The organism is Streptomyces albus subsp. albus, from assembly GCF_000719865.1.
Taxonomy (GTDB): Bacteria; Actinomycetota; Actinomycetes; order Streptomycetales; family Streptomycetaceae; genus Streptomyces; species Streptomyces albus_E.
The window spans coordinates 216,894-236,716 of record NZ_JOID01000006.1 but is presented as its reverse complement, the minus strand read 5'-3'; the positions used below and the strand labels follow the sequence as shown (position 1 = coordinate 236,716).

General features: G+C 71.5%; 16 protein-coding genes. 5 read left to right on the top strand and 11 right to left on the bottom strand.

Translation table 11 applies throughout. The features are described from left to right. Positions 1–262: 262 nt before the first annotated feature. The 6 genes from IF83_RS0107685 to IF83_RS0107660 form a co-directional block, all read right to left on the bottom strand. Positions 263–4,633 carry an nSTAND1 domain-containing NTPase gene (locus IF83_RS0107685; protein ID WP_030543301.1) on the bottom strand — a complete coding sequence of 1,457 codons (4,371 nt, stop codon included), beginning with the start codon at positions 4,631–4,633 and terminating at the stop codon, positions 263–265. Positions 4,634–4,682: 49 nt separating this feature from the next. Next, on the bottom strand, positions 4,683–5,048 hold the full coding sequence (locus IF83_RS0107680) for a CU044_2847 family protein (protein ID WP_030543300.1): 366 nt from the start codon (positions 5,046–5,048) through the stop codon (positions 4,683–4,685). Positions 5,049–5,198: 150 nt separating this feature from the next. Beyond that, positions 5,199–6,473 carry a sugar ABC transporter permease gene (locus IF83_RS0107675; protein ID WP_394297304.1) on the bottom strand — a complete coding sequence of 425 codons (1,275 nt, stop codon included), beginning with the start codon at positions 6,471–6,473 and terminating at the stop codon, positions 5,199–5,201. Continuing rightward, positions 6,470–7,243, bottom strand: coding sequence for an ATP-binding cassette domain-containing protein (locus IF83_RS0107670; protein WP_030543298.1), 774 nt, complete (start codon positions 7,241–7,243; stop codon positions 6,470–6,472). Before IF83_RS0107670 ends, IF83_RS0107675 begins: the two co-directional genes overlap by 4 nt. Positions 7,244–7,288: 45 nt before the next feature. Next, entirely contained in the window at positions 7,289–8,425 is a 1,137-nt protein-coding gene (locus tag IF83_RS0107665) for a substrate-binding domain-containing protein (RefSeq protein ID WP_030543297.1), read from the bottom strand. A 77-nt stretch (positions 8,426–8,502) separates the two neighbouring features. Then, positions 8,503–11,016 carry a SpoIIE family protein phosphatase gene (locus tag IF83_RS0107660; RefSeq protein ID WP_051722537.1) on the bottom strand — a complete coding sequence of 838 codons (2,514 nt, stop codon included), beginning with the start codon at positions 11,014–11,016 and terminating at the stop codon, positions 8,503–8,505. 267 nt (positions 11,017–11,283) lie between these two features. Between IF83_RS0107660 and IF83_RS0107655 the strand changes: the two genes are divergently transcribed. Next, complete coding sequence (locus tag IF83_RS0107655; RefSeq protein WP_051722536.1) at positions 11,284–11,952, top strand: TVP38/TMEM64 family protein; 669 nt, start codon at positions 11,284–11,286, stop codon at positions 11,950–11,952. 824 nt (positions 11,953–12,776) lie between these two features. On the opposite strand, the gene IF83_RS31785 is transcribed toward IF83_RS0107655, so the two are convergent. After that, positions 12,777–13,175, bottom strand: a complete 399-nt coding sequence (locus tag IF83_RS31785; protein ID WP_078843256.1) for a hypothetical protein — start codon at positions 13,173–13,175, stop codon at positions 12,777–12,779. Between the two features lie 418 nt (positions 13,176–13,593). Between IF83_RS31785 and IF83_RS0107645 the strand changes: the two genes are divergently transcribed. Then, the gene (locus IF83_RS0107645) at positions 13,594–14,502 is read left to right on the top strand and encodes an alpha/beta fold hydrolase (RefSeq protein ID WP_030543294.1); all 909 of its coding nucleotides are present in this window, start codon (positions 13,594–13,596) and stop codon (positions 14,500–14,502) included. 50 nt (positions 14,503–14,552) lie between these two features. Here the strand turns inward: IF83_RS0107645 and IF83_RS35620 are convergent, their stop codons facing one another. Then, positions 14,553–14,933, bottom strand: a complete 381-nt coding sequence (locus IF83_RS35620; protein WP_030543293.1) for a hypothetical protein — start codon at positions 14,931–14,933, stop codon at positions 14,553–14,555. Between IF83_RS35620 and IF83_RS0107635 the strand changes: the two genes are divergently transcribed. From IF83_RS0107635 to IF83_RS0107625, 3 genes are all read left to right on the top strand, one after another. Next, positions 14,932–15,333 carry a hypothetical protein gene (locus IF83_RS0107635; protein WP_030543292.1) on the top strand — a complete coding sequence of 134 codons (402 nt, stop codon included), beginning with the start codon at positions 14,932–14,934 and terminating at the stop codon, positions 15,331–15,333. The two genes, IF83_RS35620 and IF83_RS0107635, sit on opposite strands and share 2 nt — an antisense overlap. A gap of 301 nt (positions 15,334–15,634) precedes the next feature. After that, positions 15,635–16,156, top strand: a complete 522-nt coding sequence (locus tag IF83_RS0107630; RefSeq protein WP_030543291.1) for an HAD domain-containing protein — start codon at positions 15,635–15,637, stop codon at positions 16,154–16,156. Between the two features lie 2 nt (positions 16,157–16,158). Then, entirely contained in the window at positions 16,159–16,608 is a 450-nt protein-coding gene (locus IF83_RS0107625; protein WP_051722535.1) for a hypothetical protein, read from the top strand. A gap of 138 nt (positions 16,609–16,746) precedes the next feature. On the opposite strand, the gene IF83_RS0107620 is transcribed toward IF83_RS0107625, so the two are convergent. Genes IF83_RS0107620 through IF83_RS0107610 form a run of 3 tightly spaced genes read right to left on the bottom strand, consistent with a single transcriptional unit; the run spans position 16,747 to position 19,608 of the window. Next, on the bottom strand, positions 16,747–17,439 hold the full coding sequence (locus tag IF83_RS0107620; protein WP_030543289.1) for a response regulator: 693 nt from the start codon (positions 17,437–17,439) through the stop codon (positions 16,747–16,749). Between the two features lie 4 nt (positions 17,440–17,443). Next, positions 17,444–18,673, bottom strand: coding sequence for a sensor histidine kinase (locus IF83_RS0107615; protein ID WP_030543288.1), 1,230 nt, complete (start codon positions 18,671–18,673; stop codon positions 17,444–17,446). Positions 18,674–18,702: 29 nt separating this feature from the next. Next, complete coding sequence (locus IF83_RS0107610; RefSeq protein ID WP_030543287.1) at positions 18,703–19,608, bottom strand: CPBP family intramembrane glutamic endopeptidase; 906 nt, start codon at positions 19,606–19,608, stop codon at positions 18,703–18,705. Positions 19,609–19,823 lie beyond the last annotated feature (215 nt).

Here is a 19,823-nt window from a genome sequence, read left to right as displayed (position 1 = left end):
TACCGCGTCCTCCTGCGATCCCTCGACCACCGCACCACCACCCGACAAACCACACAACGCGCTCTCACTGAAGCCGCTTGACATCCATAGGAGCATCCCTCACAGCGAACGCACGCCCCGTGCCGGCTACGTCCGGCGCAGGGCGCTTGCTGTTTCACCGGGCCGGCGGCGCCGTCGCTCCCACCGTCTCGGCCTGTCATCGGCATCCGTCCCCTCTGCCGGGCTCTCCGCTGCGCCTCCGACCACCCGCCGGTCGCCGGGTTCAGGAGCAGATCCGGTCCGGGAGTCCGCCGGGCATCCCGCGGCGTTCGTCCCGAGTCAGGTCACGGCCGACGACGTCGCACAGGTGGCGTTTCCAAAGGCCGGGATCGAGGCGGATCAGGTCTCCGCGGCCCTCGACCGCCCGTACCAGCGTCCTGCCGTCCCTGCTCGCGGCGACGAAGTGCTGGTCCTCCGCGAAGTCGTACGAGTCGAAGTGGCTGGGGTCGTCCGCCCGCTGGAAACGCACGGAGTTCCCGTTGGCCACGAAGAACTCGGTCCCGTGCCCGGTGAACCCGAAACGGAACCCGTCCCCCCAGGACACGTCGTTCGCTCCCAGCGGCCCCAGCGGACCCACCACCCTGCGGGCCTCCCCCGGCCGCACCGACCACAGCTCCAGCAGGGCCCCTTTCGTCTTCGCGGCCGCATAGCGCCCGCTGCTGTCGAGCAAGGCACGGTCGTTGTCCGGCCCGAGGCTGACACGCAGCGCCTTGTCCTCCTTGCCCGTGCGCAGATCGACGGCGTGCAGCGTCGAGTCGCCCCGGACCATGATCTGTACGTATCCCGGCTCCGGGCGCCTGTTCACCGCGAAGCCGGAGTCGAGAGGCTTCTCCCGCGAGCTGTACAGCGGTGGGTTCTCCTTGGCCAGCCCGAGGTCACGCGCGTCCACAGGATCGGAGAGCCGCCGGCCCTCCCTGGTGTCCCACCGCTCGATGCGGCTGCCGGACAGCGTGACCAGTTCGTTCTCCCCCGCGAAGAAGAGCGACAGCGGCTCCGGCTTCCCGTCCCGGCGGACAGGTGGCTTGAGCGTGGTGATCTCCGCGACCTCGCGGAGGGACGGGAGGCGCCGGATCAGAATCCTGTTGCGTCCCACCACGTCGGCCACCAGGGTCTCGGCCTCGTTCACCGCCAGCGCGTGGGCGGGATCCGGGTCCGTGGGCGCGTCCGCCGTGGGCCGCTCCACCTCGGTCGTCACCTCGTCGGTCACCACGTCGTAGAGCACGAGTTTCTCGGCGGTGAGGCCCGAGGCGCCCCTGGTCCGGGTCACCTGGGCCACCTGGACGCGACCGTCGTCGATCAGCAACGGGTGGCTCGCGACCATGTTGAACTCCCTGCCGCTGACCGGTCGCAGGGACAGCCCGGTCACCGTCGTCTCGTCCCAGGTGGTCACGACGGGGCGGTCCGCGTCCCCGAGAAGCCGGTTGCCGAAGTTGGCCGGCTTCGCGCCCGCCGCCTTCTTCTCCTCCCCGCCCCGCCGGAGGTCGCCGAGTACCCACTCGCCGCTGTGCACCGCGAAACGATGCCCCGACTCATTCAGCGAGACACCGCCGCAGCCGTACGAGTCGCTGCGGTAGCGGTTCAGCACCCGTCCGTCACGCACGCGCACGAAACGGTGGACGGCGTTGCTGTAGCCGTCCTTGCCACGCTCCTTCCGGCACCATGCCAGCACCCCGCCGTCGCCGGAGAGACTGGCCGCGGGGGCGCTGTACACGCCGGAAGCGGGGCTGAAGGTGTCCACGCCGGTCGCCAGTTCGCGCATCCTGCCGGTACCGGTGTTCACCGCCACGAACGTGTGAGCGCCGCTGGACTTGCCGGCGTCGCGCCGCTGGGCCACCAGCGTGTCACCGTCGGGTCCGAACCACACGGCCTCGAACGCCGGCAGCCGTGAGGGAAGCTCCTCGTGCCGTCCCGTCTCCAGATCCCACAGCCGGAGCCGCCCGTCGGCCGCCACCGTGACCACGCGCCGGGCGTCCGGGGAGAAGTCCGCGGTGTGGACCTGATCGCTCCTGTACCCCTGTTCCTCGGCCCTGGCCCTGAACTCGCCGTCACGGATCGTGTGTGCCCGCCCCAGCAGTCCCGCCGGACTGTCCGCTTCCGGATCGATGGCGTGCCACACCAGCGCGCCGGCTCCCGACGTATAGGCGATCCGCCGCCCGTCCCTGCTGACCATGGGCCGGAAGGCCATCTCCTGGAGACGGAGCCGTGTGCTCGTGACGGTCTTCCCGGCTCCGCGGACGAACAGTGACGCACGTCCGAGCTGGGTCGTCACCAGCGTCACCGTGCCGTCGGTGCTCATCGCCGTATCGACGATCTTCCCCTCGGCGCCGCTGAGCACCCAGTCGGCCCGCTTGAACCGGTCGTACCCGCGCAGCACGGCGTTGCGGGCCTCCTGCGTCGGCGCGATCTCGTACGCCGCCATGGCGACGAGTGCGGCCTGTCCCGGATCACTCCTGTCCAACTGGCCCGCGAGCACGGCCATCGCCCGGGAGCGTGCCTCCGCGTCCCGCCGTTCGCTGACCTTCCCCTGGTGCACGAGGAACGTGCCGAGCCCGGCGATCACCGCGATCACCACGGCGAGCGCGATCCACGCGGCGCGCAGCCGGTTCCGTCGCGTGCGGTGTCGCTGCCGCGCGAGTTCGAGGAAGTTCCGTTCCTCCGCGTCGAGCTCCTTCTCCCGGTTCCCCACATGCCTTTCCAGGAGGGCCAGTTGGAGACCGGTGGGCAGAAGTCCCGCCGCCTTGTCGCCGTCGGTCCATCGCTTGTGCTCATGGGCCAGTTCCCACCGCGCCGCCAGGAACTCGCTGTCGGACCGCACCTGCTCCTGGAGGGCCGGCCATGCGGTCACCAGCGCCTCATGGGCCAGTTCGACGGACTCCGGTTCTCCCCGCCCACCGTGGAGGACGAGCAGTCGGCGCTCGGCGTCGGCGAGCCGGATCGCGATGGCCCACCGCTTGTCGCCCGCCTCCTGCCGGGTGAGTCTGCGGCGCAGCGGGTGCGGGCTGCCGGGCAGTACCCGGACGAGCCCGGTGAGCAGCCGGCTCGCCTCGCCGTCCTTCTGCTTCTCCTCGTCCGTGACGCACTCGTCCCAGGCCTGCGCGGCGTGGGCCGCCAGCGCGCCGGAGACGCCTCCGGCCTCCTCGTACGTCGCCGTCCGGAGCCGGCCGCCCTCCCTGCCCTCCCACAGCTTTTCCAGGACGAAGCCGAGGAGCGGCAGTGTTCCCGCTTCGCTGCCGGCGTCGTCCAGGATCCGCTGGACGAGCCCCGGCTCGTAGGTCACGGCCACGCCCGGGAGATGGTCCAGCGGTTTGGTGATCACGTCCGTGAGCTGCTCGCGGGACATCGGCGTCAGCGGCAGGGTGTCACCGCGATGCAGCGCGGGACCGAGGCTCGGGTGTCTGAGGGCGGCGTCGACGAAGTCGGCGCGGAGGGTGACCAGGATGCCGGGTGCGCCGGCCGGCCGGCTCTCCGGGAAGAGCACGTCGACGACCTGGGCGACCTCGGTGTCCGTGCCGGCGAGCAGTGCTTCGGCCTGGTCGAGTACGACGAGGAGCTTGCCGCCCGACCTCCCGCGGAGGCGATGGAGGGTGTCCACAAGCCCCAGCTCCGTGAGCCACTCCTGCACTTCACCGGCATGTCGCGCCCCGTGCCGCCGGGTTCGGTGGGCCTCGTACAGCTCGGTGGCGAGCGCGGCGAGCGGCGAGGAGACCGGTCCGGCGTCCACCACCAGGATGTCGTAGCCCTTTTCACGCATCCTCGGCACCACGCCGGCCAGCGCGAGCGACGACTTGCCCGATCCCGACGGCCCGTACACGGTGACGCTCGGGCGCCCGGCCAGCAGAGCGCCGGTCACCTTCGCCGTGTCGTCGTCACGGCCGAAGTAGACGTCCGCGTCTCCCTCCCGGAAGGTCTGGAGGCTCCGGAAGGGCGACGGCGGTTCCACGATCCTCTCGAGCTCGGGGATGAGCCTCAGGACCGTGCTCGCGCGGATCACGAACGTCTGCTGGGTCTCACCGCTCCCCCGCTGGCTCTGCGCGACGAGGCCCACGACCGTACGGCCGCGGGAATCCCAGACCGGGCTGCCGCTGAAACCCTCCTCGATGTGGGGCCTGGTCTCATCGGTCCGGGAGAGCTGCCGCCAGCCCTCCTCCGTCGGCCCGCCCAGGACTCCCCAGTACCAGGATCCACCCGGCCGGGGTCCCGTGAATCCGACGATGCCGACTCTCTTGTCCCAGGCGGTCGCGGGCTCGGCCAGGGCCAGCGGACGGCCGCCGGGTACGGCGCCCCGCACGCGCAGGACCGCGACGTCCCCGGTGCTGTCACCCCGTTCCTCGACGCAGTGCTCGACCTCGGCCGTCCAGGACCGGCCCGACAGGTCCGCGTCCAGCGGCATGTCCAGCGTCACCCGGGTTCCGGGCGCCACCTCCGCCGTGCCGTCCTCCTCCCCCGAGGCGTACGCCACCACATGGGCGCAGGTCAGCACCACGTCCGGCGCCAGGAGGAAGCCCGCGCCCACGGGCTCACCGTTCGGCCCCTTGATCCGGACGACCGACGAGGCGAGCGCCTCGTCGGGCCCCTGCGGCTCCGCCCCCGTCACACGGCCTCCGTTTCACCACGGTCGAGCCGGTCCCCACCGGCTCAACTCCTCACGCATTATTGACCGTTGTTCCAGGCTCGTCACTTCGGTTCCAGGTGAGGGTCACGGAAAAGTTCGCGGCGGTGGCGGTGCTCGCGATGACCACATCGGCCTCGGCCGACAGTGACACCCCGAACTCCAGAGTGATCTCATCCGGCGCGTTGGCCAGCCCCCGGAAGCGTCCGACGAAGCTCTCGGCCACCGGCCGTACGGTATCCAGCATCTCGCCGAACGACCTCTGCGCCCGCGCCACGGAGCGGCCACCGCGGCCCACGCGCACCAGGGATTCGTCCACTTCGCGGATCTGCACCCGTATCGTTTCTCCGCCGGCCTCACCGAGAGGCACCTCGATCGTGCGGACAGGGCGATCACTCACTGCGTCCTCCAGCGCTCGGAAGCCGGAGAGCTTAGCCAAGTCCGGGCGCGGCCCGGGAACACGGGCCGGGACGACGGGATGTGAACCTGTGCCCCCGCCCCCGTCGAGAAGTCGGTGCCGGCGCGGGCCGCACCCGGCGGCGCCCCGTTCTCAGGCCCAGCCGTGGGCCTTCCGGGTGCGGCGCGCGAGGGTGTCGACGACGACCGCGCCGAGCAGCACCACACCGGTGATCATGAACTGCACGGCGGCCGGGATGCCCAGCAGCGCCATACCGGAGGCGACCGACTGGATCACCAGGATGCCCAGGAGCGCCGACCAGGTGCGCCCCCGGCCGCCGAAGAGGCTGGTGCCGCCGATGACGGCCGCGGCGATGGCCTCGATCAACAGGTTGCCGGAACCCGCCGTCGCACTGGCCGAGCTGACCCGGGAGGCCAGGAACAGGCCCCCGATCGCGGCCATCGTGCTGGAGATCATGAAGACGGACACGCGCACCGACGTCACGGCGATCCCGGCGCGCCGGGCCGGCTCGATGTTGCCGCCGAGGGCGGTGATCCTGCGGCCGTAGGGAGTACGGCGCAGCAGCACATCGAGGCAGACCAGGAAGACCAGGAAGATCAGCAGGGCGAGGGGCAGGCCCTGGAACTGGTTGAGTGTCCAGCCGGCGGTGAAGGCGACGGCGGCGAGGGCCAGCGTGCGCAGCACGATCTCGGGCAGGCTCCGGGCCGGCAGGGCGCCGGCGGCTCTGCGGCGCCGCGCGGTCCGGTAGGACGGCAGGAAGTAGGCGAGCGTGCCCAGCGCCGCCAGGCCGTAGGCGACGGCGACGTCGTGGAAGTAGGAGTGGGTGAGCCGGACGAGTGGGCCGTTCTCGTCCAGGAGGATGGTGCCCTGCCCGGCGAAGATGTACAGGGTCAGACCGTTCCAGCCCAGCAGTCCCGCGAGCGTGACGACGAAGGACGGCACGCCGACTCTGGCGACGAAGAAGCCGTGGACGGCGCCGACCGCCGCGCCGACGGCGAGCGCGAGGAGGACGGCGGCCGCTTCCGGAACGCCGTGCCGCACGTTGAGCGCGGCGAACAGGGCCGCGGACAGGGCACCGACCGAGGCGACGGAGAGGTCGATCTCGGCCAGGAGCAGCACGAACACCACGCCGACGGCCACGAGGCCGGCGCCGACGATGTCGATGCTGAGGTTGGACAGGTTGCGCGGGCTGAGGAAGTCGGGGTCCAGGATCCCGAAGACGGCCCAGATCACGGCGAGGGCGACGACGACGGGGGCGGAGCCGAGCTGCCCTTCGCGCATCCGCCGCCGCGTGACGTCGAGGTGGCTCCTCAGCCGGCGCCGCGCCTCCCGGCCGCGGGAGCCGGGTGGCTCGGTGGGCCCGGGCGGCTCGGGCGGCTCGGCCGGGTGCGGTTTCGTGGACGTCACAGCTGCCACTCCGGTGTCGCGCGCTGAACGACGGCGTTGTCCGTGGCGCCGGTGATGGAGGAGACGATCTGCTCCTGGGAGGTGGTCGGGACGTCGAAGAAGCCGTTGTTGTGTCCCAGCCGCAGGACCGCCGCGCGGTCCGCGACGGCCTTGACGTCGCCGAGGTTGCGGCTGATGAGCAGGACACCGATCCCCCGCTCCCGCAGGCGCTCGATGAGATCGAGGACCTGTACGGACTGCTGGACGCTCATGGCCGCGGTGGGCTCGTCCAGCAGGATCAGCCGGGGGTCGCCGAGGAGGCAGCGGCAGATCACGATGCCCCTGCGCTGGCCGGCGGGCAGCGAGGCGACGGGTACGCGCAGGTCGGGAATGCGGAGGGAGAGGGTGCCGAGCAGTTCCCGGGCCCGCTGCTCCATCTCCACCTCGTCCAGGAATCCCAGCCGGCTGATCTCCCGCCCGAGGAAGAGGTTCCCGACCACGTCGATGTTCTCGCACAGGGCGAGGTCCTGGTAGGCGGCGGCGATGCCCAGTTCGCGGGCGTCCCGGGGCCGGGCGATCCGGACGGTTCGGCCCTGCCACGCGATGACGCCCTCGTCGGCCGGCCCGGCGCCGGTGATCACCTTGAGGAGTGTGGACTTGCCCGCGCCGTTGCCGCCGACCAGGGCGACGACCTCTCCGGCGTGGACTTCGAGTTCGACGTCCAGCAGCGCCTGCACGGCGCCGAACCGTTTGGAGATGCCGCGCAGCGCCAGCACAGGGGGTGTCGGCACGTGAGATCTTCCCTTGCCTTGAGCGCCTGCGCTCCGGACCCGGCCCTAGCCAAGGAGACCGGCCTCCTCGCAGGCGGAGCGGATGTCCGGGGTGCAGATCTGGTCGGTGGTGTACTTGCCGCTCCTGATCACGGTGTCGATGGTGCCGGCGGTCAGGGGGACGGGCTGGAGGACGACGGAGGGGATGTCCCGGCCGGAGCCGTTGCGGACCGTCCCGGTGGCGATGTCCCCGATGCTCTCCCCCCGTCCCAGCGCGACGGCCATCTCGGCGGCGGCGCGGGCTTCGGGGGTGAAGGGTTTGTAGACGGTCATGAACTGCTCGCCGGTGACGATGCGCTGCACGGCCGCGAGGTCCGCGTCCTGGCCGGTGATCGGGGGCAGGGGGTGGACGTTCGCCGACCTCAGGGCGGCGATGGCTCCCGAGGCGAGGCCGTCGTTGGCGGCGTAGACACCGTGGATCCGGTCGGGCCCGATGTCGGCGATGGCGGCGGTCATGTCGGCGTAGGCGTTCACGGGGTCCCAGTTGAGCACTTCGTACTGCTTGGCGATCTTCACCCGGCCCTCGAGGACGGAGAGGGCCCCTTCCTTCAGGTCGGCCGCGTTCGGGTCGGTCGGCGAGCCGTTGAGCATGACGACGCGGAGCCGGGAGGCGTCGGAGCCCAGTGCCCGCAGCAGTGCCGTGGCCTGCAGCCTGCCGATCTCCTTGCCGTCGTAGGAGACGTATCCGGAGACCGGGCCCCTGGCCAGTTGGTCGTAGGCGACGACGGGCACCTTGGCCGCCGCCGCACCGCGCACCGTGGGACGTGCCGCCCTGGAGTCGACGGAGCCGAGGATCAGCACGTCGATCCCGCTGGTCAGCAACGCCCGGAGCTGTTGCTGCTGAGCGGCGGCGTCCGGCCCGCTCGGGGAGTAGCGCACCGTGCAGGTGGGACACAGTTCGCGGACCCTGCCCTCGATCAGCGGCTGGTCGAACCGCTCCCAGCGGTCCGCCTGGTTGGCCGGGAGGAGGAGTCCGATGGTGAAGCCCCCCGTTCGGGGTGTGGCGGTGCCCCCGTCCGGCCGTCCTCCGGACTGGGCGGCCTTCCCGCAGGCGGCGGTGGCGAGGGTGAGGGCGAGGAGGGTGACGAACACGAGTGCCGCGGCGGCCGGCGCGGCCCCGGCCCGGCCCCGGTGTGGCTTCATCCCGGCACCTCCCGGGCCGCCCGGCCCACCTCACATCAGCGACTGGACGATATTTTCAGATATTTTCCTACTTTGTCTCATTTTGCACCCGGAGTGCCCTCTCGACCGGTCCGGTTCCCCTGGGTGGGCTCCTCCTCCGGCACCTTCTCGGGCGCCTCCTCCGAGCCGGGCGGTTCGGGCTCCCGCGGCGGCACGGCGATCTCGCTCCACACCTGCTTGCCGCCGCTGAGCGGCACCGAACCCCAGGACTCCGACACCGCTTCGACCATGAGGATGCCCCTGCCCCCGGTCGCCTCCCAGTCCATGCTGGCCGCCTTGACCGGCGTCCGCGGTGAGGAGTCGCTGACCGCGACCCGCAGCCGGTTCCCGGTCAGCGCGAGGTCCAGCCGGACCTCTCCCGTGGTGTGCACCAGGGCGTTGGTCACCAGCTCGCTGACCACCAGGAGAACGGTGTCGGCCTCCTCGACCGCGTCCCACGCGCGCAGCGTCCGGGTGGTGAAGCGGCGCGCGTGCGCGGCCGCGTCGGGCAGCCGCCAGACCGCCCAGCCCGCCCGGCGCGGCCGGACCGCCATCCCGTCGTAGCGCAGCAGGAGCAGCGCCAGGTCGTCGTCGCGCCGCGCACCACCGCCGAGCAGGGCCGCCGCCATGCCCTCGGGGTCGGAGGGGTCGGCGGCCGCCAGGGTGTCACGGACGCGGCGCATCCCCTCCTCCGCCCCGGTCTCCGGCGACTCCACCAGGCCGTCCGTCATCAGTGCCAGGACGGAGCCGGGCGCGATGGCGGCCGTGGTCAACGGGAACGCCGCCTCGGCGTCCACGCCCAGGGGCGGGCCGCCCTCGACCTCCAGCTCCCTCGTCCCGCCGTCCGGATCGCGCAGCACGGGCGGCAGGTGCCCGGCCCGTACGAACCAGGCGTTGCCCTCCTCCATGTCCAGGGCGGCATAGCAGACGGTGGCGAACAGGTCGGTCTCCATCCCCGTCAGCAGCCGGTTGGCGTGCGAGACGACCACGTCGGGGGTGTGGCCCTCCACGGCGTACGCCCTGATCGCCGTACGCATTTGGCCCATGACGGTGGCTGCCGCGGCGCTGTGCCCCTCCACGTCGCCGATGACGAAGGCCACCTGCCGGTCCGACAGCGGGATCACGTCGTACCAGTCGCCTCCCACCTCCAAGCCCGCGGCGGCGGGGAGGTAGCGGACGACGGCCACGCCGCCGGACAGGGCGGGCAGCGTGCGGGGCAGCAGACTGCGTTGGAGCACCGTGACCAGCTCGCGCTCGGCGTCGAACGCGCGGGCCCGCATCAGGGCCTGCCCCGCCAGGGACGCGGTGGCGGTCAGCAGGGAACTCTCCTGCAGGCCGAACTCCTGTGCCGCGTTCCAGCCGATCACGCAGGCGCCGAGCGTCCGGCCCTCGGCCGGCAGCGGCAGCAGCGCCAGCCCTCCCGGGCCCAGCCCCACCAGATCCGGCGGGACGGCCGCGCCCGGCGGCCACAGGTGTACGTTCCCCTCGCGCAGGGTGCCCTCCACCGTGGGGAGGGAGCCGGAGGGTGCGTCGCGCCACTCCGCGCGCCAGGCCGACCGCCATGCCCGCGGCCAGACGCCCGGATCCGGGGGATCGAGGACGGTGACCATCAGCCGGTCGCTCACGAGTTCGGCGAGCGCCACCCGGTCGGCGCCCAGCGCATCGAGCAGGGCGCCGACGAGGTCACGGGGGTTCGTGGTGTCGGCGAGGGCGGTGGCCAGCCGCTGGACCCGGGAGACCTCGTGGGCCCGGGGCCGCAGACGAGAGGCCTCGGCGACGACACCGAGCAGCCGGTCCGGCCGCCCCGCCGGGTCGAGACCCAGCCGGCAGCTGAGCGAGAGCCAGCGCAGTTCTCCGGTGCCCAGCCGGACCCGGAACTCCAGGTCACGGGGGCCGGTGGCGCGCTCGTCCGGTTCGATGAGGGACATCAGGGCCGGCAGGTCGTCGGGGACGGTACGCCAGAGCAGGGTCTCGACGCGTCCGTCGAAGTCCTCCGGCGCGATGCCGAACAGCTCGGGCAGCCGGCTGTCCGTCTCGATACGGCCGGTGTCCAGGGCCAGAGCGCAGGCACCCGGGCGAATCCGGCGCAGTACCGCATCGGCCGGGGTCGGCTCCCGTGCGCCGCCGGGGGCAGGAGTGGTGCGGGGCCGGCCGGCCGCCTCGAGCCGGGTCGTGAGCTGGCCGGCGTACATCTCCAGCAGATGGCGGCGTGTGGTGCCGAAGCCGTGCGGGCCGTCGTCGACGACGAGCAGGCAGCCCAGCCGCTCGTCCTCGGCGCCCAGCGGCAGGGCGCCCGCCGACACCGCCGGCGCCGCCGGCGTCCCGGCGGCGGTGGCCGTCGCGTCCGGGGCCGTCTCACCCGTGGCCGGCCACACGGGGCGGCCGGTGCGGTAGGCATCCGTCACCGGGGAGCGGTCGTCCGGTGACAGGGTCTCGGGCACCTCGTACGGTGCACTGGTCCGGCCGAGGGTCTCGATCAGCCGCAGCCTGCCGGTGCCCTCCGGGTCGCGCACGTAGACGGCCGCCATCGCCACGCCCGCGAACCCGAACGCCGTCCCCGCGTTCTCCCTCATCTCGTCGCCTCCGAACCGGCCGGGTGCGGCCCGCCTCCAGAGTAGGGAGAAACCGCCCTCCGCACCCTGCCGGGAAACGCGGACGCGGACGCACCGCGGGCCCGTCGCCGCCTGCCGGCCGCGGACCCGGGGCCGGGAACAACCGCCGCGTCCGTCCGGTGGGGACCGTGTACTGCCGGTGCCGGATTGACCCGACGCGTTCCCGGCACGGGCGCCCTCGTCCACCGACGGAAAAACACCGGACATGGCGGTCGGTACACTCACCGAGTGTCCATACCCCCGCTCGTCCGCCTGGCTTTCCTCGTCACACTGCTGGCGGCCGCGGCGAGCTCCCTGTTCGTCTGGAGCCCGCGAGAGCTCCTCCTCCAGGGCTTTTCCTCCGGACCGTTGTCGGCGTGGGCCGCGCCGGCGTTCGTCGTCGTCTTCGCCCTGGCGACCCTCGCCTTCTTCCCCAAGCCGGTGCTCAACGCGGCGGCCGGGGTCCTCTTCGGCGTTCCCCAGGGACTGCTGCTGGCCGTGGCCGGGACGACCCTGGGCGCGGCGCTGGCCTTCGGCCTCGGACGGGGCCTCGGACGGGACGCGCTTCGGCCACTGCTGAAGAAGAGGGTCCTCGCCGCCCTGGACCGCCGGCTCACCGATCAGGGCTTCGGGAGCATGCTGCTCCTGCGCCTGGTGCCGGGCATGCCGTTCCAAGCGGTCAACTTCGCCGCGGCCTTCTCCGGAATGCGCCTCTGGCCGTTCACCGCCGCGACGGCGGCCGGCGTGCTGCCGGGCACCGCCGCGTACGTGACCGCCGGCGCCTCGGCGTCCTCCCCGACCTCACCCGCCTTCCTGGTCTCGACGGCGGTGATGATCGCGCTGACCGCTGTCACCCTCGTCTCGCTGCGCCGGGCCCCGCGGGGAATGCCGCCCCGCGAGGCCGTCGAACCGGCCTGATCCTTCCCGGCCGGGAAGGAGGGACAGGTCCGCCGCCCGGCCGCGCCCCCGGCCCCAGGGCCCGGTAGCCGGCAGCGAACGAACGGCCCGACGTCCCCAAGCCGTGCCGCTGCCCGACGAGGCCGACCGCGCTCGGGGTCAGCGGCCCGCGATCTCCCGGCGGGCAGCATCCCAGGCTGGAGTTGTGTGACGACGGGGCCTGAGCGCCGGTACGGGAGCCCGAGCCGTTCTTCTCTTTTCTCCCCGCCTGGGCTGCTGGTCTTGGGCTATGTGTGACGGTTGCGGAGCCCTTGGGCTTGTTACAGCAAGGACCGACAGCGGCTTCGCGGTCGGCGGGGCGCTGGACAGGCTGCTGGCGGAGGGTCTGATCCAGGTGGAGGGCGGGAGCGGCTGGAGGCCGAAGCTGAGCGGCTGGCCGCCACCGCCCGGGAGGTCAGGCGGCGTCTGGCCGGCGGCACGGCGGCGACGGCGTCCGGCCCTGCCCCCTCGCCGCAAGCGACTCGGGACGGGGAGTGACGCCGCCCGCCAGACGGTTTCCGCGCTCTGACCGCCGAAGCGAACGTCTCACCCCCGGCTGACAAGTGATGGTGCCTCCGGTCAACTGGAGAGGCACCACCACTCTGTTGGGCCACGGCCCTTCCAGCCAGAGCTGGTCAGGAGCCGTCGGACCGACTTCTGGCCGGAACGCCGTGGGCTCGCGTCGCCGAATCGGTCGCCACCCGGCACCCGCGAGCAACCAGCTCAGCAGAGTGTTACGTGACGCCGAACCGCACTCTCTGCGCGGTCCCTACTCGGTCCCGGCTGTCCGCAGTCCATGAACTTGGTCAGCCAACCGTCTTGGATGCTCCGCACGCCCACACGCCGCTGCTGTTCCAGGAACACATGGTCGCCTTCGCACTGATGAACGTGCCGGGGAATGTCTTCTTGCGCGTCGCGAAGGTGTACGACGCGCCGTTGTTGACCGTGGCGAACGAAATGTTGTATTTGCCGGTCGAGGTGGTCACGTTGATGTAGAGGGCACTGGAACCTTTGTAAAACCCTGTGTCCTCGATGAATCCATTGGCCTTTACGGCCTGGCTGCCGATGACCACCGAGCCGCTGTAGTAGCCGTCGGAGCTGGAGAGGGTGACTGCTTGCCGGGCGGACGCCGACGCCGGCGAAACCATCGCGAAGGCTGCCGCAGTCGCAGCCATGGCCACTCCGAAACCCTTGAACAGGCGCAAGATCTTCCTCCTTCACAGTCCTGCCGAGCGTCCGCCGAGCAGGACGAAACGGACGTCATCCACACATCGCGGATCGACGGTTGTACTTCAGGAGCACCCCGCTGTGTTGCGAGTGATGCATCGACGCAGCGGGCTGTGCCGCGGCGACCGTGTGGCCGGCCAGGCACCACACAGACTGCTGACCATCAACAGGTGCGGCAATGAGAGCAGGCTGTCCGGGACAGTTCGCCGGCCGTCCGGGCTGGTCCGGGCCTTGTCCGGATCTTGTCCCGGACGAGGCTGCCGCAATGAACGCCGGAGCCACTGCCGCAGTTGCGTTGTCCGCTCCCCGGCGCGGTCGCAACGAATCCTCGTCCCGCCCCGACCCCCTGGGGAAAAGCGCTTGCACTGGCTGTCTTCTCGCAGACAGGGTGCAGTGGTGACCGGAACAGAGATCGAACTCCCCGTCGAGGACGGGGCCCTCTCCGGTGTGGACTTCGGCGGTCACGGTGCGGGCGTACTTCTTGTCCACGGCAGCGGACACAACGCCGCGGCCTGGATGGACGTGGCGTCCCACTTGGTGAGTGAGTGCCATCCGGTTGCTCTCGACCTGCGTGGCCATGGGCAGTCCCGGCTCAACTCTGCCGGACCCGAGCAGTACTGGCGAGACATCGGCAGCGTCGTCACCGCGCTGGACTGGGACCGCCCCGTGCTGGTGGGCCATTCCACCGGCGGGTACGCGGTGACGGCCGCCGCTGCCAGTGGACTTGTGGAACCGGCCGCTCTCTGCGTTGTGGACGGCGTGGTACTCGATGACCGTAACGCGTCACTCGCCGAGCATGCCGGCGTGCGTACTACCGAGGCAGCGGACCGTTTGCGGACCACGTTCCGTTACGGCTGGAGAGCCGACGACGAGGCGATGAACGCCTATGTCGAGCAGTGCGTGCGGGAGGCCGGAGAGGACTGGCTCAACGCGGGAGCACGGCCCGGACTGGTCGCGGAGGTCACGCGGCGCTCCTTCACGCGCCGCGGTCACTGGTGGGTACGGCAGCCGGCCATCGAGGAGGTCGCGACTGTCGCTGCTCCGGAGCTCGGTGCAGAAGTCTTCCCAGCCATCGATGTGTACGGCCGCCTCACCTGTCCGATGACGATCGTGCTGGCCGAGGATGGCTTCTACGCCTCACGGCGCGACGAGGTGCGTGCCGTCGTCGATGCCGTCCCTGGCCGCCGGCTGGTCGACATCAGCTCGAACCACAACGTCCCCATGACCCGGCCTGCCGACCTCGCTGCGATCGTTCTCGACCTGGTGCGGGACCGAGCTGCGACATGGGACAGGAACGTCGATTGACCCTCGCCCCACCACTCCTGCCAGGAGTCGCCACGGCGGCTACGGCCGCTCTACCAGCACTGTCTCGACGGCATGGAGGACCAGCTCGGGCGCTCGGAGTCGTGCTCGGCGCCACGGTGTTCTTCAACACCCGCTACCTGGCGCCGCAACGGCTTCGTGGTCCGCGACAAGGACGTCGCCCGCCTCTCCCCGTGCACCCGGCACCACATCAACAGGCCCGGCCGAATCGCCCAGCCGGCGAGCGACGGGACGCCCCTGTCCTTCAGGGCGACGGCGAAGGTGAGCATGTCGTCGTCGACGACCTTCGGACGTCCGCCGTGGCTGCCCTTGGACGCGGCAATGACCTGGCCTCCGAGAGTCCCCTCTCGGATGTGGTTGCGCTCGATCTGCCCGCCGAGCTGCGGGAATCCGCTGCTAGATTCATCCGCCATGCGATCACGTGAGTACGACCTCGACTTCCGCGACAGAGCCGGGCGAATACGCGCCTGGGGTATCGGTCTGCTGGCTGTGGCGACGCTCCTGTGGACATGGTGTGCCCTGTTGCTGCTCACGCCGTACTCGGTCCAGGAGGAGCCTGACGACCGCTACCCCGTGGAGTGCGAGTCACGGTTGTTGACCGAACGCGGTACGGCCAACGACGGTCTGCTGAGGGGGAATTGGTGTCAGAACGAACGCGACTGGCCTGAAGCCCTGGCTGTGCTCGGATTGTCCGTGCCGGTGTCGATCGCCGGCGTGGCGCTTTTTCTGAGCGGCAGTTTGCGTATCCGGATGAGCGCGCACGCCGAGGCGATGCGCGAACTGGACAAGTACGCCGACACACGGGACGCCTAGCCTGCACGAGTTGGCCCTGTCGGCGAGCGGCGGCCTCCGACGGCATCCATGGTCACTGGCTCCGCGTACATTGCGCATATTTGATCGAAGTCCCCTTTGTCACCGGCCTGGACGGTGCGGTGGCGGAGTGCGGCGGACGGCTCGGACGGCACGAGGGCTTCTCCTCGGTTCGCGGGCGGACACGGGCACCCACCGATCACGCGGCGCGTCGGCCGGCCGACGCGATCAGCGTGCCACCCTGGCAAACTTGCAGGACACTCGGAGGACACGGTGGTGGTGCCCGCCGCTATCGTGTGCCGTTGTGACTGGCTCTGCGCGGCGTCCGCTGCTGTTCCTCGATGTCGACGGACCACTCGTCCCGTTCGGAGCGGAGCCGCGGCAGTACGGGAACCACACGACGGGTCGGGATCTGCCAGAAGCCGGAGGGAACCCGCTTCTGGCCAGGATCAACCCCGCACACGGGCCCCGGCTGGCCGGCCTTCCGTGTGAGGTGGTCTGGGCCACGACGTGGACGGACGACGCGAACGCGTGCATCGCTCCCCTGCTCGGCCTTCCGCAACTGCCCGTGGTGGCCTGGCCGGAGCCGTCCGATATGGATGAACAAGACGAGCGCGACGGACTGCACTGGAAGACCCGTGCACTCGTCGAATGGGCGGCGGGACGGTCATTTGTCTGGGTCGATGACGAGATCACTGCCACCGATCGGGCCTGGGCCGCCGCTCACCACCCCGGCCACGCCCTGCTCCACCGAGTCGATGCCGGGCTGGGGCTGACCGATGACGACTATGCGGCCATCGGCGCCTGGCTGCGACAGGGGCGGTAGCCATGACCTCTTCGTATCCCGCCGCCCTGCCCCTGCTGCTCGGCATCGTCACCGCAGCCGTGACCGCCTTGGGTCTCGTCGGGTACGGCTTTCCGGCGATCGCCCGGGGGGCCGTGGCGGGCGGTGGCGCCGCGCTCGCCGGAGCCCTCGCCGCGCTCGCCCACCTCTGGGGCCTGGCGTCACTTTTCCTCGACGAGAGCGGCACCGCCCAAGCCTGCCGGGACGCGAACCCGTCGCTGTTCGGGCAGGTGATCGGCTACAGCGCGTCCTACCTGCCGCCTGCTCTCAACTGTCATACGGCGGCGGGTGGTTCCTATCCGGCGGCAGTCCCCGGCTTTCTCACGCCCGCGATGACGGTCTGTGCGGTGATCGCGGTGACGCTTGCCCTGCTCGCCGTCGCAGAACACCGCCGCACGACCGGACCCGGGTACCGCGAGCGGAGGAAGACGTGACGTGGTCGGCCGCGCAGCGCCCGCATCGGCACTGAAACAGCGGCCGCCGTGGTGACGCGCCTGGCCAGGTTATGGACCGCTGTGGATGAGCGAAGCCCACAGGTCGGGCCGGTCCGGGTAGCGGTCGCGCATGGCGCTTCACGACGTGCCGGGCACCAGTCCGACCCGGTGGGCGAGGACGACGACCTGGACGCGGTCGCGCAGGCCGAGTTTCGCCAGGATGCGCGACACATAGGTCTTGACGGTCTCGGGCGTGATGAACATCGCCGCGGCGATCTCCGCGTTCGACAGCCCTTCGGCGATCAGCTGGAGCACTTCCAGCTCGCGGGGGGTCAGCGCGCGCACGATGTCCTGCCTGGCCGGCCGGGAGGTGTCGGCCGGCCGCAGGTGCCGGGCGAAGTGGCCGATGAGGTGGCGGGTGACGGCGGGGGCCAGCAGGGCCTCGCCCCGGGCGACGGTCCGGATGCCGTTGACGAGCTCTGCCGGGGGCGCGTCCTTGAGGAGGAAGCCGCTCGCCCCGGCACGCAACGCGTCGTAGACGTGGGCGTCGACGTTGAACGTGGTGACGACCAGGACCTTCGGCGCGTCCTCGGTGCCGGGACCGGCCAGTTGCCGCGTCGCCTCGATGCCGTCGAGCAGGGGCATCCGGATGTCCATCACGACCACGTCGGGGCGCAGCCGCCGCGCGGCCTGAACCGCCTCGTGGCCGTTCTCGGCCTCCCCGGCGACCTCCATGTCGGGCTGTGCGGAGAAGATGGTGACGTAGCCGGTGCGCACCAGCGCCTGGTCGTCGCAGACGAGTACACGGATCGGTGGCGGCGCGTCGCTCACGGGGTCACTCCTGAGGGGGCTGGGACGGGATCGTGGCCTGGACCGCGAACCCGCCCTCGGGCCGGGGGCCGGCCTCCAGTTCACCATCGAGCGTCCGCAGCCGTGTACGCAGCCCGGCGAGCCCTCGTCCGCCCGCGGGGCCCGGTTTCCGCGTGACCGGTGCGGCGACCGGTCCGTCGGTGGTCACCTCGATCCGGATGTGCTCATCACCGTGCCGGAGCAGGACCCGTGTCGGCTTGCCGGCCGCGTACTTCATGGCGTTGGTGAGCGCCTCCTGCACCACCCGGTACGCGGCCAGCTCCACGTTCACGCTCTGCGGCCGCCGCTCGCCCCGCTCCCTGAACTCGACCGGCTGACCCGACCTGCGCGCCTGCCCGACCAGGTCCCCCACCCGTCCCAGGGCGGGCGCCCGGCCCGCACGCGCCGGGTCCGCGGACGCCGACTCGCCGGTCGCCTCCAAGACGCCGAGCAGATACCGCAGTTCCGTCAGTGCCCGGCGGCCGGTGTCGCTGACGGCCGTCAGTCCCTCGCCGGCGCGTTCCGGCGCGGACGTGAGCAGGAACTGCGCCGCGTCGGCCTGCACCACCATGGCCGTCACATGGTGGGTGACCACGTCGTGCAGCTCGCGGGCGATCCGCGCCCGCTCGGCGGCCGTGGCCGCCTCGGCGGCCAGCCGCCGCCGCTCGGCCTCTTCCGCCCGCCGCGCGCGCACCGCACTCCCCACAAGCCAGGCCGCGGCGGGAGCCAGATAGAACGCGAGATAGTCCGGTACCGACAGCGGTGAGCCGAGGCGGTCCAGGACGACGGCCAGCACGGCGTAGCCCGCACTCGCCGCGACGGCCAGGCCGCGGCGGAAGCGGATCTGATGGGCCCCGGCGGAGTACAGGGCCAGATACAGCCCCAGACTCGCGAACGTCGTCGCGAAGCCCAGCGCCTGGTGCACGGCGAACGCGCCCGCGACGACGGCCAGACAGGCCGCGGGCCACCTGCGGCGGGCCGCCAGCGGCAGGGTCTGGACCAGAACCAGCCCGACGCTCAGCACGTTCGCCGGGACGCTCACCGGCCGCTCGGGCAGATCGCCGATCTGCGCACCGAGGTTGGACAGGGCCGGCACGAAGGCCAGCAGGGTGAGCGCCAGGGCGAGGATGCCGTCCTTGAGGAAGGCATCCCGCTCCTGCCACCAGTCGAGCGGCGCCCGGAACGGCGGGAGGCTCCAGGGCGCCTGACGGGTTATCACTATCTGTTTCCTCCAGTCGGCCTGTCTCAACGGCGCGCGCGCCGACGGGTCTTGAGCCCACCGTTCCGGCGGGCGAGGACGAGCATCGGAACGGCGATGGCCACGCCCATGAGGACGGGCACGATTGATGCCTCCAGACCGAAGCTGCCACCGGTCAGAAGGGCGGAGCCGTGGACGTCGACGGTGAACAGACCCTCGGGGGCGTGTCCGGAGACCGGGATGCCGAGCAGCTGCTGCGTGGTGTTCCAGGCGAAGTGCAGCCCCACGACGAACCAGATGCTACGCCGCCACAGGAACGCGGCTCCGAGCAGGACGCCCGCCTCCAGAGCGATCGCCACTCCGCTCCACGCGTTCGCGCCCGGGGTTCCCAGATGGGCCACACCGAAGAACAGCGAGGTGATCACGATGGCGGCCCGGCTCCCCCACAACTGCTCCAGAGCCTGCAGGGCAAGACCGCGGAACAGCAACTCCTCGGTGACCGCGGCGCCGATCTGCACCGCGACCGCGGTCCGGACGACCGACAGGAAGCCGTCACCCGCCCAGGAGAACGAGTAGCCTCCGAACGCCGTGATCAGAAGGGCGGAGACGAGGATGAAGCCCAGGCCGATCCCGCCGCCCAGCAGTGCCTCCCGGCCGGCCCCGGGCCGGGCGATCTCCGGCGTGGAACGTCGTGCGACACGGCGCATGACCCCCCAGTACACGGCCACCGCGGCGGCCGCGCCCAGCACCGGCACCGGGCCCGGCCCGGTCGCCGTCAGACCCGAGACCAGGCCGACGCCGGCCGCCCCCGTCAGCAGCCAGCCGAGCGGAGAACGCGCGATCCGGCCGAGACGGCCGCCGGGTCCGTTGCTTCCGTCGCTTCCTGCGCGTCCGTTGCGGTCCTCGTCCGGTCCGAAGCCCGTGTCGTGCGGTGCGGCAGACGTCGTGCCCATGGTGGCCTCCCCTGGAGTGGTCGCACCCGCGGCGACCTGACGACCAAGCTATGAATCCGCCGACGTCCGCGAATCACCCGCGCATGGACAACTCCTGTAGCTCTCACGGGGGATGCGCCACCCGCACCCGCCCGGTCAGCCCGCTGAACCCACTGGGCCCGCTCCGCCACGGGAGGCAGCCGAGGCAGGGGCATCGCCCGCCAGAGGCGCACGAC